The organism is Aromatoleum toluolicum (genome assembly GCF_012911005.2).
Taxonomy (GTDB): Bacteria; Pseudomonadota; Gammaproteobacteria; order Burkholderiales; family Rhodocyclaceae; genus Aromatoleum; species Aromatoleum toluolicum.
In genome coordinates this window covers 41,123-56,152 of record NZ_WTVS01000037.1, presented here as the reverse complement: position 1 = coordinate 56,152, position 15,030 = coordinate 41,123, and the positions used below count along the sequence as shown (strand labels likewise).

The following is a 15,030-nucleotide window of genomic DNA, read 5'->3' as shown; positions in this document are numbered from 1 at the left end:
GGGCGTCTCCCCTGCGGGGCCGGGCTTTCGTGCTGCGCATCGAGCCGCCTGCGGCGTCTCGCCCCTTCGGGCGTCAATCCCTGACGCCTCCGCGCCGTGCCGGCGCTGCGCGCTCCGCTTGCCCGGCCTGAAGGCCGCACCGAGGAACTTTCGCGCGCGAAAGTTCAGGCTGTGGATCTGATCCGTGGTGTGCCGGCGCTGGTGCGCTGAATCCGCTACGCGCGGGGCCGCACCCCACCACTACCTCGCGCCTTTATTCGTCGTCATGGTGCCCTCCGGCCGGGCTTCTCCGGTCAAGGGCCGGGCTGCGCCCTGAAATCCTCACCCGTTCGGTGCTCGCCCTTCGGGCTGCGCTCCGCGTGCGGCCTCCGGTTTCTCCCTTGACCGCGCCCGTCCTGCGTGCCCCTGGACGCCGAGGCGACGAGGTAGATGGTGGGATGCAAAAGCCGGCCCCGCGCTCCGCTGGCCATGTGGGTAATCGACGGGGAGCAGGGGAGCTTGTGCCCCTGCGGGGCAAGAGCAACTGCAACACCTTGGGGGCCTGTTCCGGCCCCCAAACCCCGCCCCGAGGCTCCAAGGTAGCTTGCCTGAACCCCGAAGAAACACAAGCCGGGAACCCGCGAAAAATCAGGCTTTTCTCTCTCACAAACTATTGACGGTCAATAGTTTTATGGTACAATATGACTCATGGTGTAGGAACAAAGAACGGTTCTGCACCAGGCAGCAAAGACCACCATCAACCGAGCAAAAAAGGAGCTTCGATCATGGCCAGCATCAACACTTTCACCATCGTGGGCAACGTGACCAAGGACGTGGAATTGCGCTACACGCCCAGCGGCACGCCTTCCGTGACCTTCACTGTCGCCGTGGATAACGTCTATTTCGACCGCGACGGCAAGAAGCACGAAGAAACCGACTTCATCCCGGTGACGACCTACGGCAAGCAAGCCGAGAACGACGCCAAGTTTCTGAAGAAGGGTTCCACCGTGGCGGTGATGGGCCGGATTCGTAGCTGGTACAAGCAGGCCGAACGCAAGGGCGGTTTCAACTTCGAGGCCGAGCGCGTGCAGTACCTGGGCCGTCCCAGCGGCAACCGTGCAGGCGGTGACGCTGGCCAGCAGCAGCAAGGCCCCGGCAACGCCGAGCACGACGACTGGATGCGCGACTACGACAGCACCGAGCAAGCCGGTCAAGGCCGCCGCTAATCATGGCCAGCAGCTTTACCCGTGATGAGCTTTTCGATCTGGAATATGCAGTGAAAAACCTCATCGACGACAAAAAAGACTACTGCCCGAACGAAGAAGGCACCGCCGAGGCGGTGGCCCGCTTGGAAGACCTCCAAGCCAAGATTCAAGGGATGTTGCGCGAATCCGCGCCGCAGACCTGAACAACCGACAGGCCCGGCGAGCAGGCCGGGCTTATCGGCCCTTTGATCCCTAGACCATCATCAACTCACTGGAGAAATGACCATGCAACTCGCAAGCCGCTTCCGCAATGCTTCCGGTATCCGCGCCGACATGCCCCTGTCGGATGACCAAATCCGCGCCGTGGCCCCCTCGATTTTTGCCGAGGCCGCCCACGAAAGCCGCTCCGCGCGTTACACCTATATCCCGACCATTGACGTTCTGAACGGCCTGCGCAAAGAGGGTTTCCAGCCCTTCATGGTTTGCCAGACCCGCGTGCGCAACGAGGAAAAGCGCGAGCACACCAAGCACATGATCCGCCTGCGCCACGCCGACCAGATCGCCGGCCGCGAGGCGAATGAAATCATCCTGCTGAACAGCCACGACGGCACCAGCAGCTACCAGATGCTGGCCGGCATGTTCCGCTTTGTGTGCTCTAACGGCATGGTATGCGGCGAGACAACCAGCGACATCCGCGTGCGCCATAACGGCGACGTGGTGGGCGATGTGATCGAAGGCGCTTTCAAGGTGCTGGACAGCTTCGAGGAAGCCACCACCCAGCGCGAGGCCATGCAGGTGCTCACGCTCAACCAGGGCGAGCAGGCCGCCTTTGCCCGCGCTGCACTGGCCCTGAAGTACGACGACCAGGACAGCGGGGCTGTGCCCGTGACTGAATCCCAAATCCTGGCCCCGCGCCGCTTCGAGGATCGCCGCGACGATATGTGGACGACCTTCAACCGCGTGCAGGAAAACATGATGAAGGGCGGACTGCGCGGCCGCAACCGCAGCGGCCGCACCACCACGACGCGCCCGGTCAACGGCATCGACCAGAGCGTTAAGCTGAACCGCGCCTTGTGGGTGCTGGCCGAGGAAATGCGCCGCCTGAAGGGCTAACCCGAGCCGCCCGGCCACGCTGGACGCGCGGCCGGGCCTCCCTCCCACCACTACACGAAGGACGACACCATGAGCAGCCACCACGAATGGGCCGAGGAAGTCACCGCCCAGCACGACGCGCAAAAGCCCTATGCACCCGAGAACGGCCAGCCCTTGCGGTTCAAAGCCGGCGATCCAGTGATTTACACGAACCCGGCAGGCATTGAGTTTCCCTTGCGTGTCACCGGCTTCTATCAGCGCCCGGCTTCGCCGTGCGGCCAGTACGCGAACGGCGCGCGCTATCTGCTGGACTGGGATTGCCCGTGGTTCCCGGTTCCCGAATCCCGCTTGCGCCTGGATGAATCCCGCGCCGTGCCCGAGCTGGAGGCCGCCGCCTAAATCGGAGCGCCGGCCGCTGGCCGGCGCTGCACCCGGCTGACGCGCACCAGGGCGAGCAGGCCCGCGCGTCAGCCTCACCCTCGACCATCCAACCCAAGGACATGACCATGAGCAAGACCGCTACCGACACTGCCACCAACGAACTGATCCGCCACGCTATCGCCGCATGGGGCTACTTGGTGCGCTGGGGTTCCCGCCTGACCCTGGCCGAGTTCGCGGCCGCGATCCGCCGCCACTCGTCCCATGCGCGCGCCGAGGCCCTGGCCGCCGCGCTCGAATCGGCCACCGGCTTTGTGGCCCGCGACTGGCGCGGCTTCCGTGCCAACTGGCAATGCTGATGACCACCGCCCGCCTGCGCGGGCGGGCGCTCTTGGGGCTGCGCCCCGCCGCGCGGCATCCTGCTGGGCTTGGCCGGCACGGCTACGCCGTCCCTGCATGGCCCTTTTCCGGGTGCGCGCCGTGGGCGTGAGAGCTGGCCAGGGCTTCGGTTCCCGGAAGCCGAAACGTGGGCTTTGCCCGGCGTGTGCAAAGCGCGGCATGACGCAATGGCGGGCCACGGCTGCGGGGATGCTCCGCTGGTGCCAGTATTGCCAGCACAGCGAAGGGCAGGGCGTCTATGACCTGTTGCACCAGGATTCCCGCCGTCGTTAGGGCGTCTCCCCTGCGGGGCCGGGCTTTCGTGCTGCGCATCGAGCCGCCTGCGGCGTCTCGCCCCTTCGGGCGTCAATCCCTGACGCCTCCGCGCCGTGCCGGCGCTGCGCGCTCCGCTTGCCCGGCCTGAAGGCCGCACCGAGGAACTTTCGCGCGCGAAAGTTCGGGCTGTGGATCTGATCCGTGGTGTGCCGGCGCTGGTGCGCTGAATCCGCTACGCGCGGGGCCGCACCCCACCACTACCTCGCGCCTTTATTCGTCGTCATGGTGCCCTCCGGCCGGGCTTCTCCGGTCAAGGGCCGGGCTGCGCCCTGAAATCCTCACCCGTTCGGTGCTCGCCCTTCGGGCTGCGCTCCGCGTGCGGCCTCCGGTTTCTCCCTTGACCGCGCCCGTCCTGCGTGCCCCTGGACGCCGAGGCGACGAGGTAGATGGTGGGATGCAAAAGCCGGCCCCGCGCTCCGCTGGCCATGTGGGTAATCGACGGGGAGCAGGGGAGCTTGTGCCCCTGCGGGGCAAGAGCAACTGCAACACCTTGGGGGCCTGTTCCGGCCCCCAAACCCCGCCCCGAGGCTCCAAGGTAGCTTGCCTGAACCCCGAAGAAACACAAGCCGGGAACCCGCGAAAAATCAGGCTTTTTTCTCTCACAAACTATTGACGGTCAATAGTTTGACGGGTAGAATATAGGCATTGCTTCAGTGATGAGGCGATGCCCCGGCAGGGGTGACGGTGAGCAGACCAGACCCCAGCCGCTTAGACCATCTTCAACCCTCCGCATAAGGAAAACGACCATGCAAACGCTGACCGCCACCTATTCCCCCGAAGACAACAAGCTGCGCCTTTACCCGTCCTCACGACTGGACAGCGCGACTTATGAGCGCGTGAAGGCGGCCGGCTTCAAGTGGGCACCCCGTCAAGAGCTTTTCGTGGCCCCCATGTGGACGCCGGCCCGCGAAGACCTCCTGATGGAACTGTGCGGCGAGATTGGCGACGAGGACACGGGCCTAGTTGAGCGCGCCGAGGAACGCGCCGACCGCTTCGAGGACTACAGCGACAAGCGCGCCCATGACGCCAGCGCAGCGCGCAACGCCGTGCAGGCCATCGGGCAGCGGTTCGAGTTCGGGCAACCCATCCTTGTGGGCCATCACAGCGAACGCAAGGCCCGCAAGGACGCCGAGCGCATGGAAAATGGGATGCGCCGCGCCGTGCAGATGTGGGAAACCTCCGAATACTGGAAGCAGCGCGCAGCCGGTGCCCTGCGTCATGCGAAATACAAGGAGCTGCCCGCCGTCCGTCATCGCCGCATCAAGGGGCTGGAGGCCGACAAGCGCAAACAGGAGCGCAGCAAGCAAGAGGCCGAAATGTGGCTGAAGCTGTGGCTTGAATGCGAGGCCGAGCAAGACGCCGAGCTGCAAAAGGCCGTGGCCCTGCGCATCGCTGGCATGTGCTGGCTGCACTTGCCGCGCAAGGAAGGCGACCGCGAAGACTGGAGCCACACCCCGACCGCTTACGACGCCTTGAACGGCTCGCATCCGAACCTCTACGCGCCGCGCACCCTGGCCGAAGTGATCGAGGCCGCCAAGAAGACCTACCCGGCCACGGTTGCCCACTGTGACCGCTGGATTGCCCACTATGAAAACCGGATTGCCTACGAGCGCGCCATGCTGGACGAGCAAGGCGGTTTGAAGGCCGAGGGTTTCGACATCCAGCCGGGCGGCCGTGTCCTGGTTGATGGTGAATGGCTGGTGGTGATGCGCGTCAATAAGAAGGGCGGCCAGATCAACAGCGTGACCACGAACGCCCGTTATGTGCGCGTGCGTGGCATTGAGGAAATCAAGGACTACCGCGCGCCGACCGAGGAAGACGCCGCCAAGGTCAAGAAGGCCGCCAAGCTGCCGCCGCTGGTGAATTTCCCCGGTGAAGGCTTCATCGAAATGACCGCCGAGGAATACAAGCGCAAGCCCACCGATTACAAGGGCACCCGCACCGCGCAAGCCACGGCCGAGCATGGCGCGTACCGCTACCGCACCGCCTTTTTGGCCAATAGCGGCTATCGGATCGTGCAGGTTTACATCACCGACGCCAAGCGCGTGGACAAGCCCGCGCCCGAGGCGGCCGAGCCGGTGAAATTCGAGCGCGAACCCGTGGCCCCGGCCCCGGTGACGGCCGAGCAGGCCCCGGCCAGCACCGAGAGCACCGACAACCGCGCCGCGATGGCCGAGGACTTCCAAGCCATGCGCGACCAGCTCAAAGCCGGCGTGCAGGTTGTGAGCGTCCCGCAACTTTTCCCGACCCCGGCCGATCTGGCCGCGCGCATGGTTGAGCTGGCCGACATCGAGCCGGGAATGCGCGTGCTGGAGCCGAGCGCCGGCACCGGCCGGATTCTGGAGCAGTTGCCCGAGGGCTGCGAAGTGGTGGCCGTGGAGATTAACGCGGCCTTGGGCGGCCGCCTCGATGCAGACCGCCGCGCCGTGGTGATCGGTGATTTCCTGCAATGCACGCCCGAAACCCTGTGGGGATCGTTCGACCGCATTCTGATGAATCCCCCCTTTGCCAACGCCGACGACATCAAGCACATCCGCCACGCGCTGCGCTTCCTGAAGCCGGGCGGCAAGCTGGTGGCGATCTGCGCCAACGGCCCCCGCCAGAATGACCAGCTCCGCCCGCTGGTGGAGCAGCACGGCGGCGAATGGGAGAACCTGCCCCCCGATACCTTCGCGGAATCCGGCACCGCCGTAAATACCGCCCTTTTCACCCTGACCGCCTAACCCACCAACGCACGCGCCCCGGCTTCGCCGGGGCCTCTCAAGGAGTACGAGCCATGCAACCGAAATTCATGCCTTGGGTTGACCTGCTGCCGGAAGTGGGCGACCCGATCCGCAACGAGCGCAACAAGCTGGCCGCCAAGCTGGCCAGCGCCGAGGAACTGGAAAAACAAGCGGCCGCGCTGCGCGCGGGAGTCCGTGAGGGCCGCGCCGCCCTGCTGGATCGAATCATGAAGCAATGGACACTGCACGACATCGAGCAGGCCGCGACCGCAGCCGCCGACCGTGGCCAGCCGTTCCCGCCTGGCTTCGTGAAAGACGGCGAGCTGCGCGAGGCGCTGCGCGCCCTCGATGGTGCCCCGTCCCCGCTGGAGGTGCTGCAAGCCTTCCACGCTGGCCGCGTGATCCGGCAGCACAACCTTTTCAGCACCGCGACCGAGGAAGAACAGCGCGCCACGCTGCACCGGGTTTTCGACTGGTGGAATTACGGCGCTGTCCCGCTGCTGACCCGCTTGGAAGGCTAGGGGAGGGCGGCCGATGTCTATACAGGAGCAGGCCGCCGCACTGGTGGCCGCCGTCGATCCGGCCGCTGTCGCGGCCCTGATCGCGGAATTCCCCGAGGCCGAGAAGGTGGGCATCCGCGCCAACTGGCAAAGCCTCGATCCCCATCTAGGGCACCGCGTCCCGAAGGCCCCGGCCGACCGGGCCGAGTACCTGGCCCTGAAAATCGAGCAGTACGAGGCCGAGCTACAGCGCGACATCGCCACATATACGCGCTACCGCGAGCAGGGCCTAGCGGCCCTGTCCGCTTACGACGTGTGCATTTCCAGCGGTAACAACCCGCTGGGCGCGCTGCGCACGGCGCTGCGCCTGAAGGACGCCCACATTTCCTATGACCTGTCCATTCTGGTCAAGCTGACGCTTGAGCTGGAGGACGTGAAAACCGAGCTGGCCGAGGCGGAACCCCCGCAACTGGCCCTTTTTTGAAACGCGCGGCCGCCCGGTGGCGGCCGCAACTGGAGCACCTACTATGCCCCGCGCCCATGTCCCGACTATTGACGAAGTTTTAGCCGATCCCGCCGCCTCCCACTGGATGAAAGACGCGCTGCGCTCCGCGCTGACCCGTGACCCGGTGGACGTGGCCAACGATGCCGCCTTCCTGTGCGCCCTGCTGGACAAGCGGGCCGATGCTGCTATGGAGGCGGGCAGGGCGGCCGTAGCCGCGACCGCTCCCCAGGTGGAGCGGTAGGCCGGCGACAAGCCCGGCTGCGCCGGGCTGGAAGGGCAGGGCTTCGCCCTGCTGGCTGGGCCGGCAAGCCTGCGCGCTGCGCGCGCCGTCCTGCCGGCGTCCTTCCTTGTGTCGCTGCTGCTGGCTGGGTCGATCTTCTCCTTCCCCGTGTTCCTCTCTCTCCCTGGCTTCCTCTAACCCCTGAAATCCTGCCGGGCGAATCGTCCCGCGTTGCGGGCCGACCGGGCTGCTCCAGGTTCGCGCATTCGCGCTCATCCCCTTCGGGGACTGCTGCGCAGCCTTGCACATCCCTTTCGCTTGCGCCCTCCGGGCGCTGGCCTGTCGGCCTGAAGTGAGCTTTCGCGCGCGAAAGCTAGACAACTGCACAAAGGCGTCCGTGGTGTGCAGAGGGTGGGGTTGCCTGTCACTTCCAAGGGTATCAGTTCGTTCTCGCCGTCAAGGGCTGCGCGCCCTGGCGGGCGCTTGCGGCCGCTGGCCGTTTCACCCTTGACCGCTGCGCTGCGAACCGATCCAGAGGAAGTAGGCAATCCCGCCCACTTCCTGGAGTCCATGACATGACTGCTTCGCACATCGACCTTTTCACCATTGACGACAACGGCCAGTTTCAACTGGCCAGCGCCGGCCAAGTCATCGAGGCCGCCTTGGCCATCCTTGACGAAAAGGTGATGCGCAACGGCCTGATTTCCGCGCCGGCTGACGCCAGCGCCTTCTTCTCGCTGCGCCTTGGGAGCTTGGAGCATGAAGTGTTCGCGGCCATCTTCCTGGACGCACAGAACCGCGTCATCGAGTACATCGAGCTGTTCCGGGGCACGCTGACGCAGACCAGCGTGTACCCGCGCGAGGTGGTGAAGACCTCGCTGCGCCTGAACGCCGCCGCCGTCATCTTCGCGCACAACCACCCCTCCGGGGTGCCCGAGCCGTCACGCGCCGATGAGAACCTGACCAAAGTGCTGAAGGATGCGCTCGCCCTGGTGGACGTGCGCGTGCTGGATCACGTCATCGTCGCCGGCGGGGCGTCCGTGTCCTTCGCTCAACGCGGCCTGCTGTAGCCGCTGCCAGCCGGGTGAAAAACCCGGCAAACGCCCCTCCGGGGCGTTTTGCCCGGTAGTTTTAACGACCGTTTTTCCTGCCGGAAAAAGCGGCATTAAAACGTACCTTTTAATTACCGTCGAATCCGGTAAAATTCGCCCTTTCTGGACAAATAACTACCGTGAGGCCCTTATGAGCGAGCATCGCCCGATCTACGGCGCGAATACAGCCGTTTTGAGCGACTTTCCCGAGCCGGTGAGGGCAACCCTTCACCTGATCGAAAAAAACCCGTCTAACGAGGCCGCGCTGATCCTGCTCCAGTGCGCCGCTTCCGCCGCGCACCCGGACTACCTTTTCAGTCTGGCCATGCTCAGTGCTCTCCCCATCGAGTACAAGGAGGCCGCACTGGAGCTGATCGAGCACAGCCTGACCAGCGGTTTCACCGTGGACGAGCAAAGCGCATTGCTGCGCTTTGTGGAGCCATTGATGGCCACCGCGCTGCGCGCTCCGCGCGCCCGCTGACGCGCCGGCCCATCATGGCGCTCGACATCTTCGCGCTGCTGACTTCGGACGGCGACCACGCCCAAGCCGACCACATGTTCACCGGCAAAGCCGGCGACATGGTGGCCGTGGCCGACGTGCTCGATGCCGTGCATTGCGAGAATCGCCGGCTGCGCGCCGTGCCGGCGCTGGCCAGTCGATTCCGCAATGGCGCTACCTATCCCATTCCCTGCGTGCGACTGACCAAAGCCGAGTGCCGCGTCCTGGTGGACGCGATCACCGACTTTGGCCAATCCATGCCCAAGACCACCAAAGCCCGCAAACTCGCTGACCTGCTGGCCAGCTCCGTTTGCGTCTACTGATCGGAGCCCTTCATGGATGACAAAACCGCCGACCGAGTGATGTCCGCATCCCTCGACTATTTCAGCCGCAACACCTTCTTTGCGCTCCTGGTGCTTGTCGCCGGCTGGGGCCTTGGCTGGCTGCTGGGCTTCGCTCTCGCTCGCAGCATCCAGTCCAAGACCGGCGCGGCATTCTGCCGCCGCCTGTGCCCGATTGTGGGCGTCCTGGCCGCTTTCCCTCTCGCCTACAAACTCATGTTCTCCGCGTGAATCTGCCGTGCCTCGTTACTTCGCATACTTGCGAGTCTCGCGCGACTCGCAAGACGTGGCGAACCAGCGGCTTGGCCTGCTGGATTTCGCCAACTCGCGCGGCTACGCCCCGCTCGTTGTCGTTGAAGAAACGGCAAGTCGCTCTGTTCCCTGGCGGGAACGCGCGCTGGGCTCGCTCCTAACGGAGCAGGCCCAGCGTGGTGACTTGCTTTTAACTTCCGAATTCACCCGCTTGGGCGGGTCTCCCGGACAAGTCTTTTCGATTCTGGAGACTGCCGCCGAGCGCGGCGTCACCATCATCATCACGAAGAACGGCACCGTCATGGACGGTAGCCTGAATGCTCAAATTCAGGCCGCCGCTTTCGCTATGGCCTCCATGATCGAGGTGGAATTCACCCGTGCGCGCACCCGTGAAGGCTTGCAGCGTGCTCGCCTTGAGGGCCGAATCGGCGGCCGGCGCAAAGGCAGCACCGGCCGCCTCAAGCTCGACCCTCAACGCGACAAAGTAGGGGAGCTGCACGCCCTCGGTTTGACGACGCCGAAGCTCGCCAAATACTTTGGCGTCACCGAGAAAACCATGCGCAAGTTCCTTGCGCGGCACTTCCCCAAAAAAGCGCCGGATTGACACGGCTGGCCCTTCGGCCCAACCGTGCCAATCCGGTTTTCCCGCTCCGCTTCCTTGCCGGTCTTTCGTTCCAGCTTCGCCGGAACTCAGGCCGCAACCTCTCCGCTTGCACTGGCTCGATGGTGGCCAGCCTTCGGCCGACCACCATCCTTGCCGTATGCCTTTCTCGCGGCTCTTGATCTGGATCGCCGCGAAAGACGCAGGCCACGCAATGCGCGGCCTGGCTCGCAGTTGGTGATCGCCTATTCGCTATCGCTTCTAGGCTTTCCACTTCTCGCCCCGTAGGCTGCTACCGTTGCCATTCTGCTTCGTGTCGCCGGGCCGTCTCGGTTCCCGCTGCCGCCATTCGGCGGCCGTCCCGGCCCGTCCGCTCCGCTGCCGGTTTTGTACAACTTTCGCACGCGAAAGTCGGGGAGGCGCAATACGGCTTCCCTTGCTTCGCAGCGGTTCGCCTTGCGCCTTCTCCCGCTTTCCGTCCTGCTGTTTCGTTCCGCGCTTGTGCCGCGTCACGCAGGGCCGGAAAGTGCGAAAGGCGAGGGCGACTTCCTTCGTCCGTCGCCTTCGCCTTTCCTTGTCACGCAACCGCGCCCGTTCCGTGGCGTGTGTCGGTTGCCTTGAATTCTGAATGGCTGCACTACAGCGTGCCCCATTCCCTTTCGTGATCGTCAGTTGAAATGCGCTCCAGGATGCCGGCGCATCCTTCCGCGTTGTTTGCGTAGAACCCCACGTCGATGCCGTAGGGGTTCGTGAGCCAAATTTCCGCACCGTCCGCGTTAATCGCCCAGCCGTCAATTTCCGCGCGTCCGTGGGTCTTCAGGTGCTGGTATAGCTCCTGGCTCCCGATGCTTTGCTCCATCGTCTTCACCGTCCGTTGTTGGGCGAATCGTCCCGCTTTGCGGGCCGACCGGGCTGCTCCAGGTTCGCGCATTCGCGCTCATCCCCGCGTTGCGGGGACTGCTGCGCAGCCTTGCACATCCCTTTCGCTTGCGCCCTCCGGGCGCTAGACCGTGCCACTATCAACCGCCGCGTTTCCCACAAGCTCCACAGGCCCTCGCGCTGATCCGCTTTCCCACAAGAGGTTTCTTGTGGAAAAGCGGGCGCGACCGTTGCCTCTTGCGATATTGAGGTATCGCGGGCAACGGCTACGGGGCCTGTGGATTTGTGGAAAACGCTCGTCCGCTGCTTGCAGCCTTCTGCCCCTGGGTGAGTCAAAAACCAACCCCACCCGTTTCGTCTCCCCGTGAGGGGAGCCGACCAAAGGCGCGCCTCTGGACTCCGGGCCGTCTCTCCTGCAACCGCCGCGTTTCCCACAAGCCCCACAGGCCCTCGCGCTTTTCCAGTTTTCCACAAGAAGTCTCTTGTGGAAAACCGGGCGCGACCCTCTCCCTTTGGGATATTTGGGTATCCCCGGTCGAGGGCACCGGGGCCTGTGGATTTGTGGAAAACGCTCACTGGCTGGCCTCGGCCGTCGCTGCTACTTCAGGCGCAGTCTGAACAGGCGTCACCGGCTCTGCCGGTTTCGCTGCATCGACTACCAGAAGGGCCTTGATCTTTGGCATCGCTTCGCGCCAAAGATCAGATGGAACCGCATCAAGCCGTTCCGTCTTGATGAGTTCCATCACTGCCTTCTGGTTGCGCTCGCGTTCCTTGCGCTGCTGCTCTCGCTGTCGTTCCTCCAGCTTCCGCAGCTTCTCGCGTTGTGCTGCGATTTCTTCATCCAGCGTCTTGGCCTTGCGGCCTGACTTCGGATTCGTCGTTTCACTACTCATGGCTCTTACCTCGCGTTGTGGGTTCTAGTGGAAAACCTGCCTGATCTGGCGGGACGTGCTGCGTCCCTGATCGGCTGCATTTTACCAAATGCGCGGTTTTCTTCCACTAGGGCCTGGGGGAGAGAACGGCACCGTTCTTCCAGCTCGCAGGGCAAGCCCCGCGCCCCGGAAGAACGGTCACACACCACGCAACATGGTTGCCGGTGCTAAAAGCCGCGCTGTGGCGCGCCTTTTAGCGTGGCGACACCGAAAAGACAACGCGGCGACACCGAAAATGCTATAATGGCCTAAACCCTTATGGAGTAAAGGAAAATGCCGAGAGCGAAAGGAACAGGGAAAGGCCCAACCGAGCGGTTCAACATCCGACTCGATGAGGACACGGCGGGGTTCTATCGAACCAAGGCAAACGAGCACGGAATCAGCATTTCCGAGTTTTTGCGCCAAACGCTGGTGCAGGGCGTGATCGCAGAAAACGTGCAAGACATCGAGCAGCGGCTGCGCCGCCTTCTCGATGAAATCCGCGCTGGCGGGCAGGGTGGCGGAAAGGTCGAGATTCCCGATGAACTGTGGCTTTCGGTCTTCACTGCGGAGTACATGCTGGCGGCGATTGTTGAGGCGCGTGACGTGCAGCAGTTGTACGAAGCGCAGAACAAGGCGAAGGCAAAGCTCAAGCGAGTGAAAGGAGGCTGAAATGGCAAAGAGAGAGGAAAAGGGAAGCGCCGGTAGCTTCTCCCGTGGGGCCGAGTTGTGGATGCACCAAGCCAGGCTGTTCGTGGTGGCCATCTGGACGGTTGTGCTGATTTCCATCTTGGCCGGTCTGGCAGTCACGACGGCGTACTTCTGGAATGCGACTACCGCAGACGAAAAGTACGCGCTGGAGCGGAACGTCTTGGCGCACACGCGGGATGCGCTCTACATGACGGCCGGAAAGATGGAGCTGAACGTCAACGGCGAGCTGCGCAAGATGGAAGTTTCCGAGGTTGCCTTGCTGACCGACGACATGGCCGAAGATGCTTGGCGAAAGCTGCGCAACGGCGGCATGTTCGGCTTGCTGACTTCCATCGGTGTGGTGTTTCTGATCTCTTTGTACTGGTGGGGCTATGGCCGTGAACGGATGCAGGACAACCAACTGCGCGGGGCCAAGCTGGTGGAAGGAAAGGAGCTTGCGCGACTGATCCGACACCGCGACGAGGCAAGCCCTTATGAGATTGCGGGCGTGCCCATGCGCGTGAAGTCAGAGACGCTGCATACGCTGTTTGCCGGCGCGCAGGGTACGGGTAAGTCACAGCAGTTTTTCGCACTCATGAAACAGGTGCGGGCGCGTGGCAAGCGGATGATCGTGTATGACCCGACCGGCGAGTTCACCCAGGCGTTCTACCGTGAAGGCAAAGACATCCTGATGAACCCGCTGGACTCCAGAAGCCCGAACTGGAACATCTGGAACGAAATCGCCAAGGACTACCACTTCGACAACATGGCGAACGGCCTGATCCCCGATCCGGCCGAGTCCGATCCATTTTGGGCGCTTGCGGGCCGGATGGTGCTAAAGGACGTGATTGCAGTATTGGGGCGCGAGGGCCGCCGCACGAACCGCGACCTCTACAACGCTATCGCCAAGAGCAACCTGGACGCCATGCACGCATTGTTGCAGGGGACAGCGGGCGCAACCTATGTTGATCCCACGACCGAGCGCACGGGGATGTCACTCAAGATGACTGTTCAGAACCAGCTTGAAGCCTTCCGGTTTTTGCCAGATGAGGGCGAATCGTTCTCCATCCGAAAATGGGTACATGAAGAAGGCGATTCATGGATGTTCATCACAGCACGGGAAGCGATGCGCGAGGCATTGAAGCCCGTTCTGTCGTTGTGGATCGACACGGCAATCAAGGCCGTGCTTGACTTGGAGCCGATCCACCGCGAGCGGCTTTGGTTTTGCATTGACGAGCTGCCGACACTCCAAAAACTCGACATCCTGAAGCTGGCTCTGACGAACACACGGAAGTACGGTTTGTGCATGGTGCTGGGCGTGCAGGACTTCAGCCAGCTCTACGAAATCTACGGGCACGATCTGGCCAAGACGATCATTTCCGGGTGCCAAACGAAGCTGCTGCTGCGTGTGACGGATGGAGCTGCGGCGAAGCTGTTGGCCGAATTGATGGGACAGGCCGAGGTGGATGAAAAGGATGAAACATTGAGCTACGGCCTCAGCTCGCAGCGTGACGGCGTGAGCGTGATGGCGCGCCGACAGATGCGCGACCTTGTGCTGACATCGGAGATTTTGACGTTGCCCGATATGACCGGCTATCTGCTGGTTCCGGGCGACTATCCCATTGCCCGCGTCAAGTATGGTTACGTGCCGACAGAGAAACAGGCCAACGGCTTCATCGAGCGCGACGGCTTTGCGATCAGCTTCAAGCCGACCACGGCGGCCGCAGCGCCGGCACCCGCTCCGTCCGCCGCTGAAGTTCAGCAGCCGGCCGCGCCGGAGCAAGGCGACATGTTGGATGACGACGATATGGACGCGCCGGCTACGGTGGAGGTTATGCGCAACGAAAATGGCGATGTGATCGACAAGGCAACCGGCGAAATCATCAAGCCAGCCGAGAAGGTTTCGCGCGCGAAAGATGATGCAGATGCGAAATCAGCCGGCCAGGGCAAGAAGCCCAACCCGCTGGCGGATGCGCTATAGGAGGATACCGAATGAAAACTCAGAGACGGGCATTTCTACATTCCGTCGCGGCCGCCTGCTTGGCGGCTTTTTGCGTTTCCGTGCAGGCCGAGCCGGACTTGCTGCAACCTGATGAAGCCTTCCGGGTGTCGGCTCGCCGGGTGGATGCGCGAGTGGTGGAGCTGGAGTACATCATCGCACCGGGCTATCACCTGTACCGCGACCGTTTCAGCTTCAAAACGGACAACCCAGCCGTGACGGTGGCCGGCGTTGAGCTGCCGCCACCGCTTGAAAAGTTCGACAAGGCGATGGGCCAGAACATGCGCTACTACACCGAGCGGGTGGCGGTGCGCGTGCGCTTGGCTGGGGGCAATCAGGCCGTCAAACTGGTGGCTACGGCACAGGGCTGCGCGGCGATTGTGGGGGTGTGCTATGCACCGATCACCAAGGCTTTCAGCGTGCCGGCAATGGGAGGAAGACAGGGATGATT

At 63.5% G+C, this 15,030-nt stretch carries 19 protein-coding genes; 17 read left to right on the top strand and 2 right to left on the bottom strand.

Translation table 11 applies throughout. The annotated features are described in order from the left end of the window. Window positions 1–764 precede the first annotated feature (764 nt). From GPA27_RS17155 to GPA27_RS17090, 14 genes are all read left to right on the top strand, one after another. The gene (locus tag GPA27_RS17155) at window positions 765–1,205 is read left to right on the top strand and encodes a single-stranded DNA-binding protein (protein ID WP_009242153.1); all 441 of its coding nucleotides are present in this window, start codon (window positions 765–767) and stop codon (window positions 1,203–1,205) included. A 2-nt stretch (window positions 1,206–1,207) separates the two neighbouring features. Next, window positions 1,208–1,387: a hypothetical protein gene (locus tag GPA27_RS17150; protein ID WP_009242152.1), complete on the top strand. Its 180-nt coding sequence runs from the start codon at window positions 1,208–1,210 to the stop codon at window positions 1,385–1,387. 82 nt (window positions 1,388–1,469) lie between these two features. Beyond that, entirely contained in the window at window positions 1,470–2,297 is an 828-nt protein-coding gene (locus tag GPA27_RS17145) for a DUF932 domain-containing protein (RefSeq protein ID WP_009242151.1), read from the top strand. Window positions 2,298–2,366: 69 nt separating this feature from the next. Further along, on the top strand, window positions 2,367–2,675 hold the full coding sequence (locus GPA27_RS17140; RefSeq protein ID WP_009242150.1) for a hypothetical protein: 309 nt from the start codon (window positions 2,367–2,369) through the stop codon (window positions 2,673–2,675). 107 nt (window positions 2,676–2,782) lie between these two features. Beyond that, on the top strand, window positions 2,783–3,013 hold the full coding sequence (locus tag GPA27_RS17135) for a hypothetical protein (protein WP_009242149.1): 231 nt from the start codon (window positions 2,783–2,785) through the stop codon (window positions 3,011–3,013). A 1,101-nt stretch (window positions 3,014–4,114) separates the two neighbouring features. After that, window positions 4,115–6,091: a DUF3560 domain-containing protein gene (locus tag GPA27_RS17130; protein WP_009242058.1), complete on the top strand. Its 1,977-nt coding sequence runs from the start codon at window positions 4,115–4,117 to the stop codon at window positions 6,089–6,091. 53 nt (window positions 6,092–6,144) lie between these two features. Continuing rightward, window positions 6,145–6,612 carry a stable inheritance protein KleA gene (kleA, locus tag GPA27_RS17125; RefSeq protein WP_009242059.1) on the top strand — a complete coding sequence of 156 codons (468 nt, stop codon included), beginning with the start codon at window positions 6,145–6,147 and terminating at the stop codon, window positions 6,610–6,612. Window positions 6,613–6,625: 13 nt separating this feature from the next. Next, entirely contained in the window at window positions 6,626–7,075 is a 450-nt protein-coding gene (locus GPA27_RS17120; RefSeq protein ID WP_009242060.1) for a hypothetical protein, read from the top strand. Between the two features lie 43 nt (window positions 7,076–7,118). Continuing rightward, window positions 7,119–7,337 carry a hypothetical protein gene (locus tag GPA27_RS17115; protein ID WP_009242061.1) on the top strand — a complete coding sequence of 73 codons (219 nt, stop codon included), beginning with the start codon at window positions 7,119–7,121 and terminating at the stop codon, window positions 7,335–7,337. 554 nt (window positions 7,338–7,891) lie between these two features. Next, window positions 7,892–8,386 carry a RadC family protein gene (gene radC, locus GPA27_RS17110; protein WP_009242062.1) on the top strand — a complete coding sequence of 165 codons (495 nt, stop codon included), beginning with the start codon at window positions 7,892–7,894 and terminating at the stop codon, window positions 8,384–8,386. A gap of 172 nt (window positions 8,387–8,558) precedes the next feature. After that, entirely contained in the window at window positions 8,559–8,888 is a 330-nt protein-coding gene (locus GPA27_RS17105) for a hypothetical protein (RefSeq protein ID WP_009242063.1), read from the top strand. Window positions 8,889–8,902: 14 nt separating this feature from the next. Further along, window positions 8,903–9,229, top strand: coding sequence for a ParB N-terminal domain-containing protein (locus tag GPA27_RS17100; protein WP_009242064.1), 327 nt, complete (start codon window positions 8,903–8,905; stop codon window positions 9,227–9,229). A 12-nt stretch (window positions 9,230–9,241) separates the two neighbouring features. Continuing rightward, a complete protein-coding gene (locus tag GPA27_RS17095; RefSeq protein ID WP_009242065.1) occupies window positions 9,242–9,478 on the top strand; it encodes a hypothetical protein in 237 nt (78 codons plus the stop codon). 7 nt (window positions 9,479–9,485) lie between these two features. Continuing rightward, a complete protein-coding gene (locus GPA27_RS17090) occupies window positions 9,486–10,103 on the top strand; it encodes a recombinase family protein (protein WP_009242066.1) in 618 nt (205 codons plus the stop codon). Between the two features lie 634 nt (window positions 10,104–10,737). On the opposite strand, the gene GPA27_RS17085 is transcribed toward GPA27_RS17090, so the two are convergent. Continuing rightward, a complete protein-coding gene (locus GPA27_RS17085) occupies window positions 10,738–10,959 on the bottom strand; it encodes a hypothetical protein (protein WP_009242067.1) in 222 nt (73 codons plus the stop codon). Window positions 10,960–11,551: 592 nt separating this feature from the next. Continuing rightward, window positions 11,552–11,872: a hypothetical protein gene (locus tag GPA27_RS17080; RefSeq protein ID WP_009242069.1), complete on the bottom strand. Its 321-nt coding sequence runs from the start codon at window positions 11,870–11,872 to the stop codon at window positions 11,552–11,554. A 312-nt stretch (window positions 11,873–12,184) separates the two neighbouring features. Between GPA27_RS17080 and GPA27_RS17075 the strand changes: the two genes are divergently transcribed. From GPA27_RS17075 to GPA27_RS17065, 3 genes are read left to right on the top strand one after another with little or no spacing between them, the layout of a single operon-like run. Then, window positions 12,185–12,562 carry a plasmid mobilization protein gene (locus tag GPA27_RS17075; protein WP_009242070.1) on the top strand — a complete coding sequence of 126 codons (378 nt, stop codon included), beginning with the start codon at window positions 12,185–12,187 and terminating at the stop codon, window positions 12,560–12,562. Window position 12,563: 1 nt separating this feature from the next. Next, entirely contained in the window at window positions 12,564–14,561 is a 1,998-nt protein-coding gene (locus GPA27_RS17070) for a type IV secretion system DNA-binding domain-containing protein (protein WP_009242071.1), read from the top strand. 11 nt (window positions 14,562–14,572) lie between these two features. Further along, complete coding sequence (locus tag GPA27_RS17065) at window positions 14,573–15,028, top strand: protein-disulfide reductase DsbD N-terminal domain-containing protein (RefSeq protein ID WP_009242072.1); 456 nt, start codon at window positions 14,573–14,575, stop codon at window positions 15,026–15,028. Window positions 15,029–15,030: the final 2 nt, after the last annotated feature.

What these genes read in the sequence shown, in the direction of transcription:
- GPA27_RS17155 (WP_009242153.1), top strand. Translation starts at nt 765, where the DNA reads ATGGCCAGCATCAACACTTTCACCATCGTGGGCAACGTGACCAAGGAC.
- GPA27_RS17150 (WP_009242152.1), top strand. Translation starts at nt 1,208, where the DNA reads ATGGCCAGCAGCTTTACCCGTGATGAGCTTTTCGATCTGGAATATGCA.
- GPA27_RS17145 (WP_009242151.1), top strand. Translation starts at nt 1,470, where the DNA reads ATGCAACTCGCAAGCCGCTTCCGCAATGCTTCCGGTATCCGCGCCGAC.
- GPA27_RS17140 (WP_009242150.1), top strand. Translation starts at nt 2,367, where the DNA reads ATGAGCAGCCACCACGAATGGGCCGAGGAAGTCACCGCCCAGCACGAC.
- GPA27_RS17135 (WP_009242149.1), top strand. Translation starts at nt 2,783, where the DNA reads ATGAGCAAGACCGCTACCGACACTGCCACCAACGAACTGATCCGCCAC.
- GPA27_RS17130 (WP_009242058.1), top strand. Translation starts at nt 4,115, where the DNA reads ATGCAAACGCTGACCGCCACCTATTCCCCCGAAGACAACAAGCTGCGC.
- kleA (WP_009242059.1), top strand. Translation starts at nt 6,145, where the DNA reads ATGCAACCGAAATTCATGCCTTGGGTTGACCTGCTGCCGGAAGTGGGC.
- GPA27_RS17120 (WP_009242060.1), top strand. Translation starts at nt 6,626, where the DNA reads ATGTCTATACAGGAGCAGGCCGCCGCACTGGTGGCCGCCGTCGATCCG.
- GPA27_RS17115 (WP_009242061.1), top strand. Translation starts at nt 7,119, where the DNA reads ATGCCCCGCGCCCATGTCCCGACTATTGACGAAGTTTTAGCCGATCCC.
- radC (WP_009242062.1), top strand. Translation starts at nt 7,892, where the DNA reads ATGACTGCTTCGCACATCGACCTTTTCACCATTGACGACAACGGCCAG.
- GPA27_RS17105 (WP_009242063.1), top strand. Translation starts at nt 8,559, where the DNA reads ATGAGCGAGCATCGCCCGATCTACGGCGCGAATACAGCCGTTTTGAGC.
- GPA27_RS17100 (WP_009242064.1), top strand. Translation starts at nt 8,903, where the DNA reads ATGGCGCTCGACATCTTCGCGCTGCTGACTTCGGACGGCGACCACGCC.
- GPA27_RS17095 (WP_009242065.1), top strand. Translation starts at nt 9,242, where the DNA reads ATGGATGACAAAACCGCCGACCGAGTGATGTCCGCATCCCTCGACTAT.
- GPA27_RS17085 (WP_009242067.1), bottom strand. Translation starts at nt 10,959, where the DNA reads ATGGAGCAAAGCATCGGGAGCCAGGAGCTATACCAGCACCTGAAGACC.
- GPA27_RS17080 (WP_009242069.1), bottom strand. Translation starts at nt 11,872, where the DNA reads ATGAGTAGTGAAACGACGAATCCGAAGTCAGGCCGCAAGGCCAAGACG.
- GPA27_RS17075 (WP_009242070.1), top strand. Translation starts at nt 12,185, where the DNA reads ATGCCGAGAGCGAAAGGAACAGGGAAAGGCCCAACCGAGCGGTTCAAC.
- GPA27_RS17070 (WP_009242071.1), top strand. Translation starts at nt 12,564, where the DNA reads ATGGCAAAGAGAGAGGAAAAGGGAAGCGCCGGTAGCTTCTCCCGTGGG.
- GPA27_RS17065 (WP_009242072.1), top strand. Translation starts at nt 14,573, where the DNA reads ATGAAAACTCAGAGACGGGCATTTCTACATTCCGTCGCGGCCGCCTGC.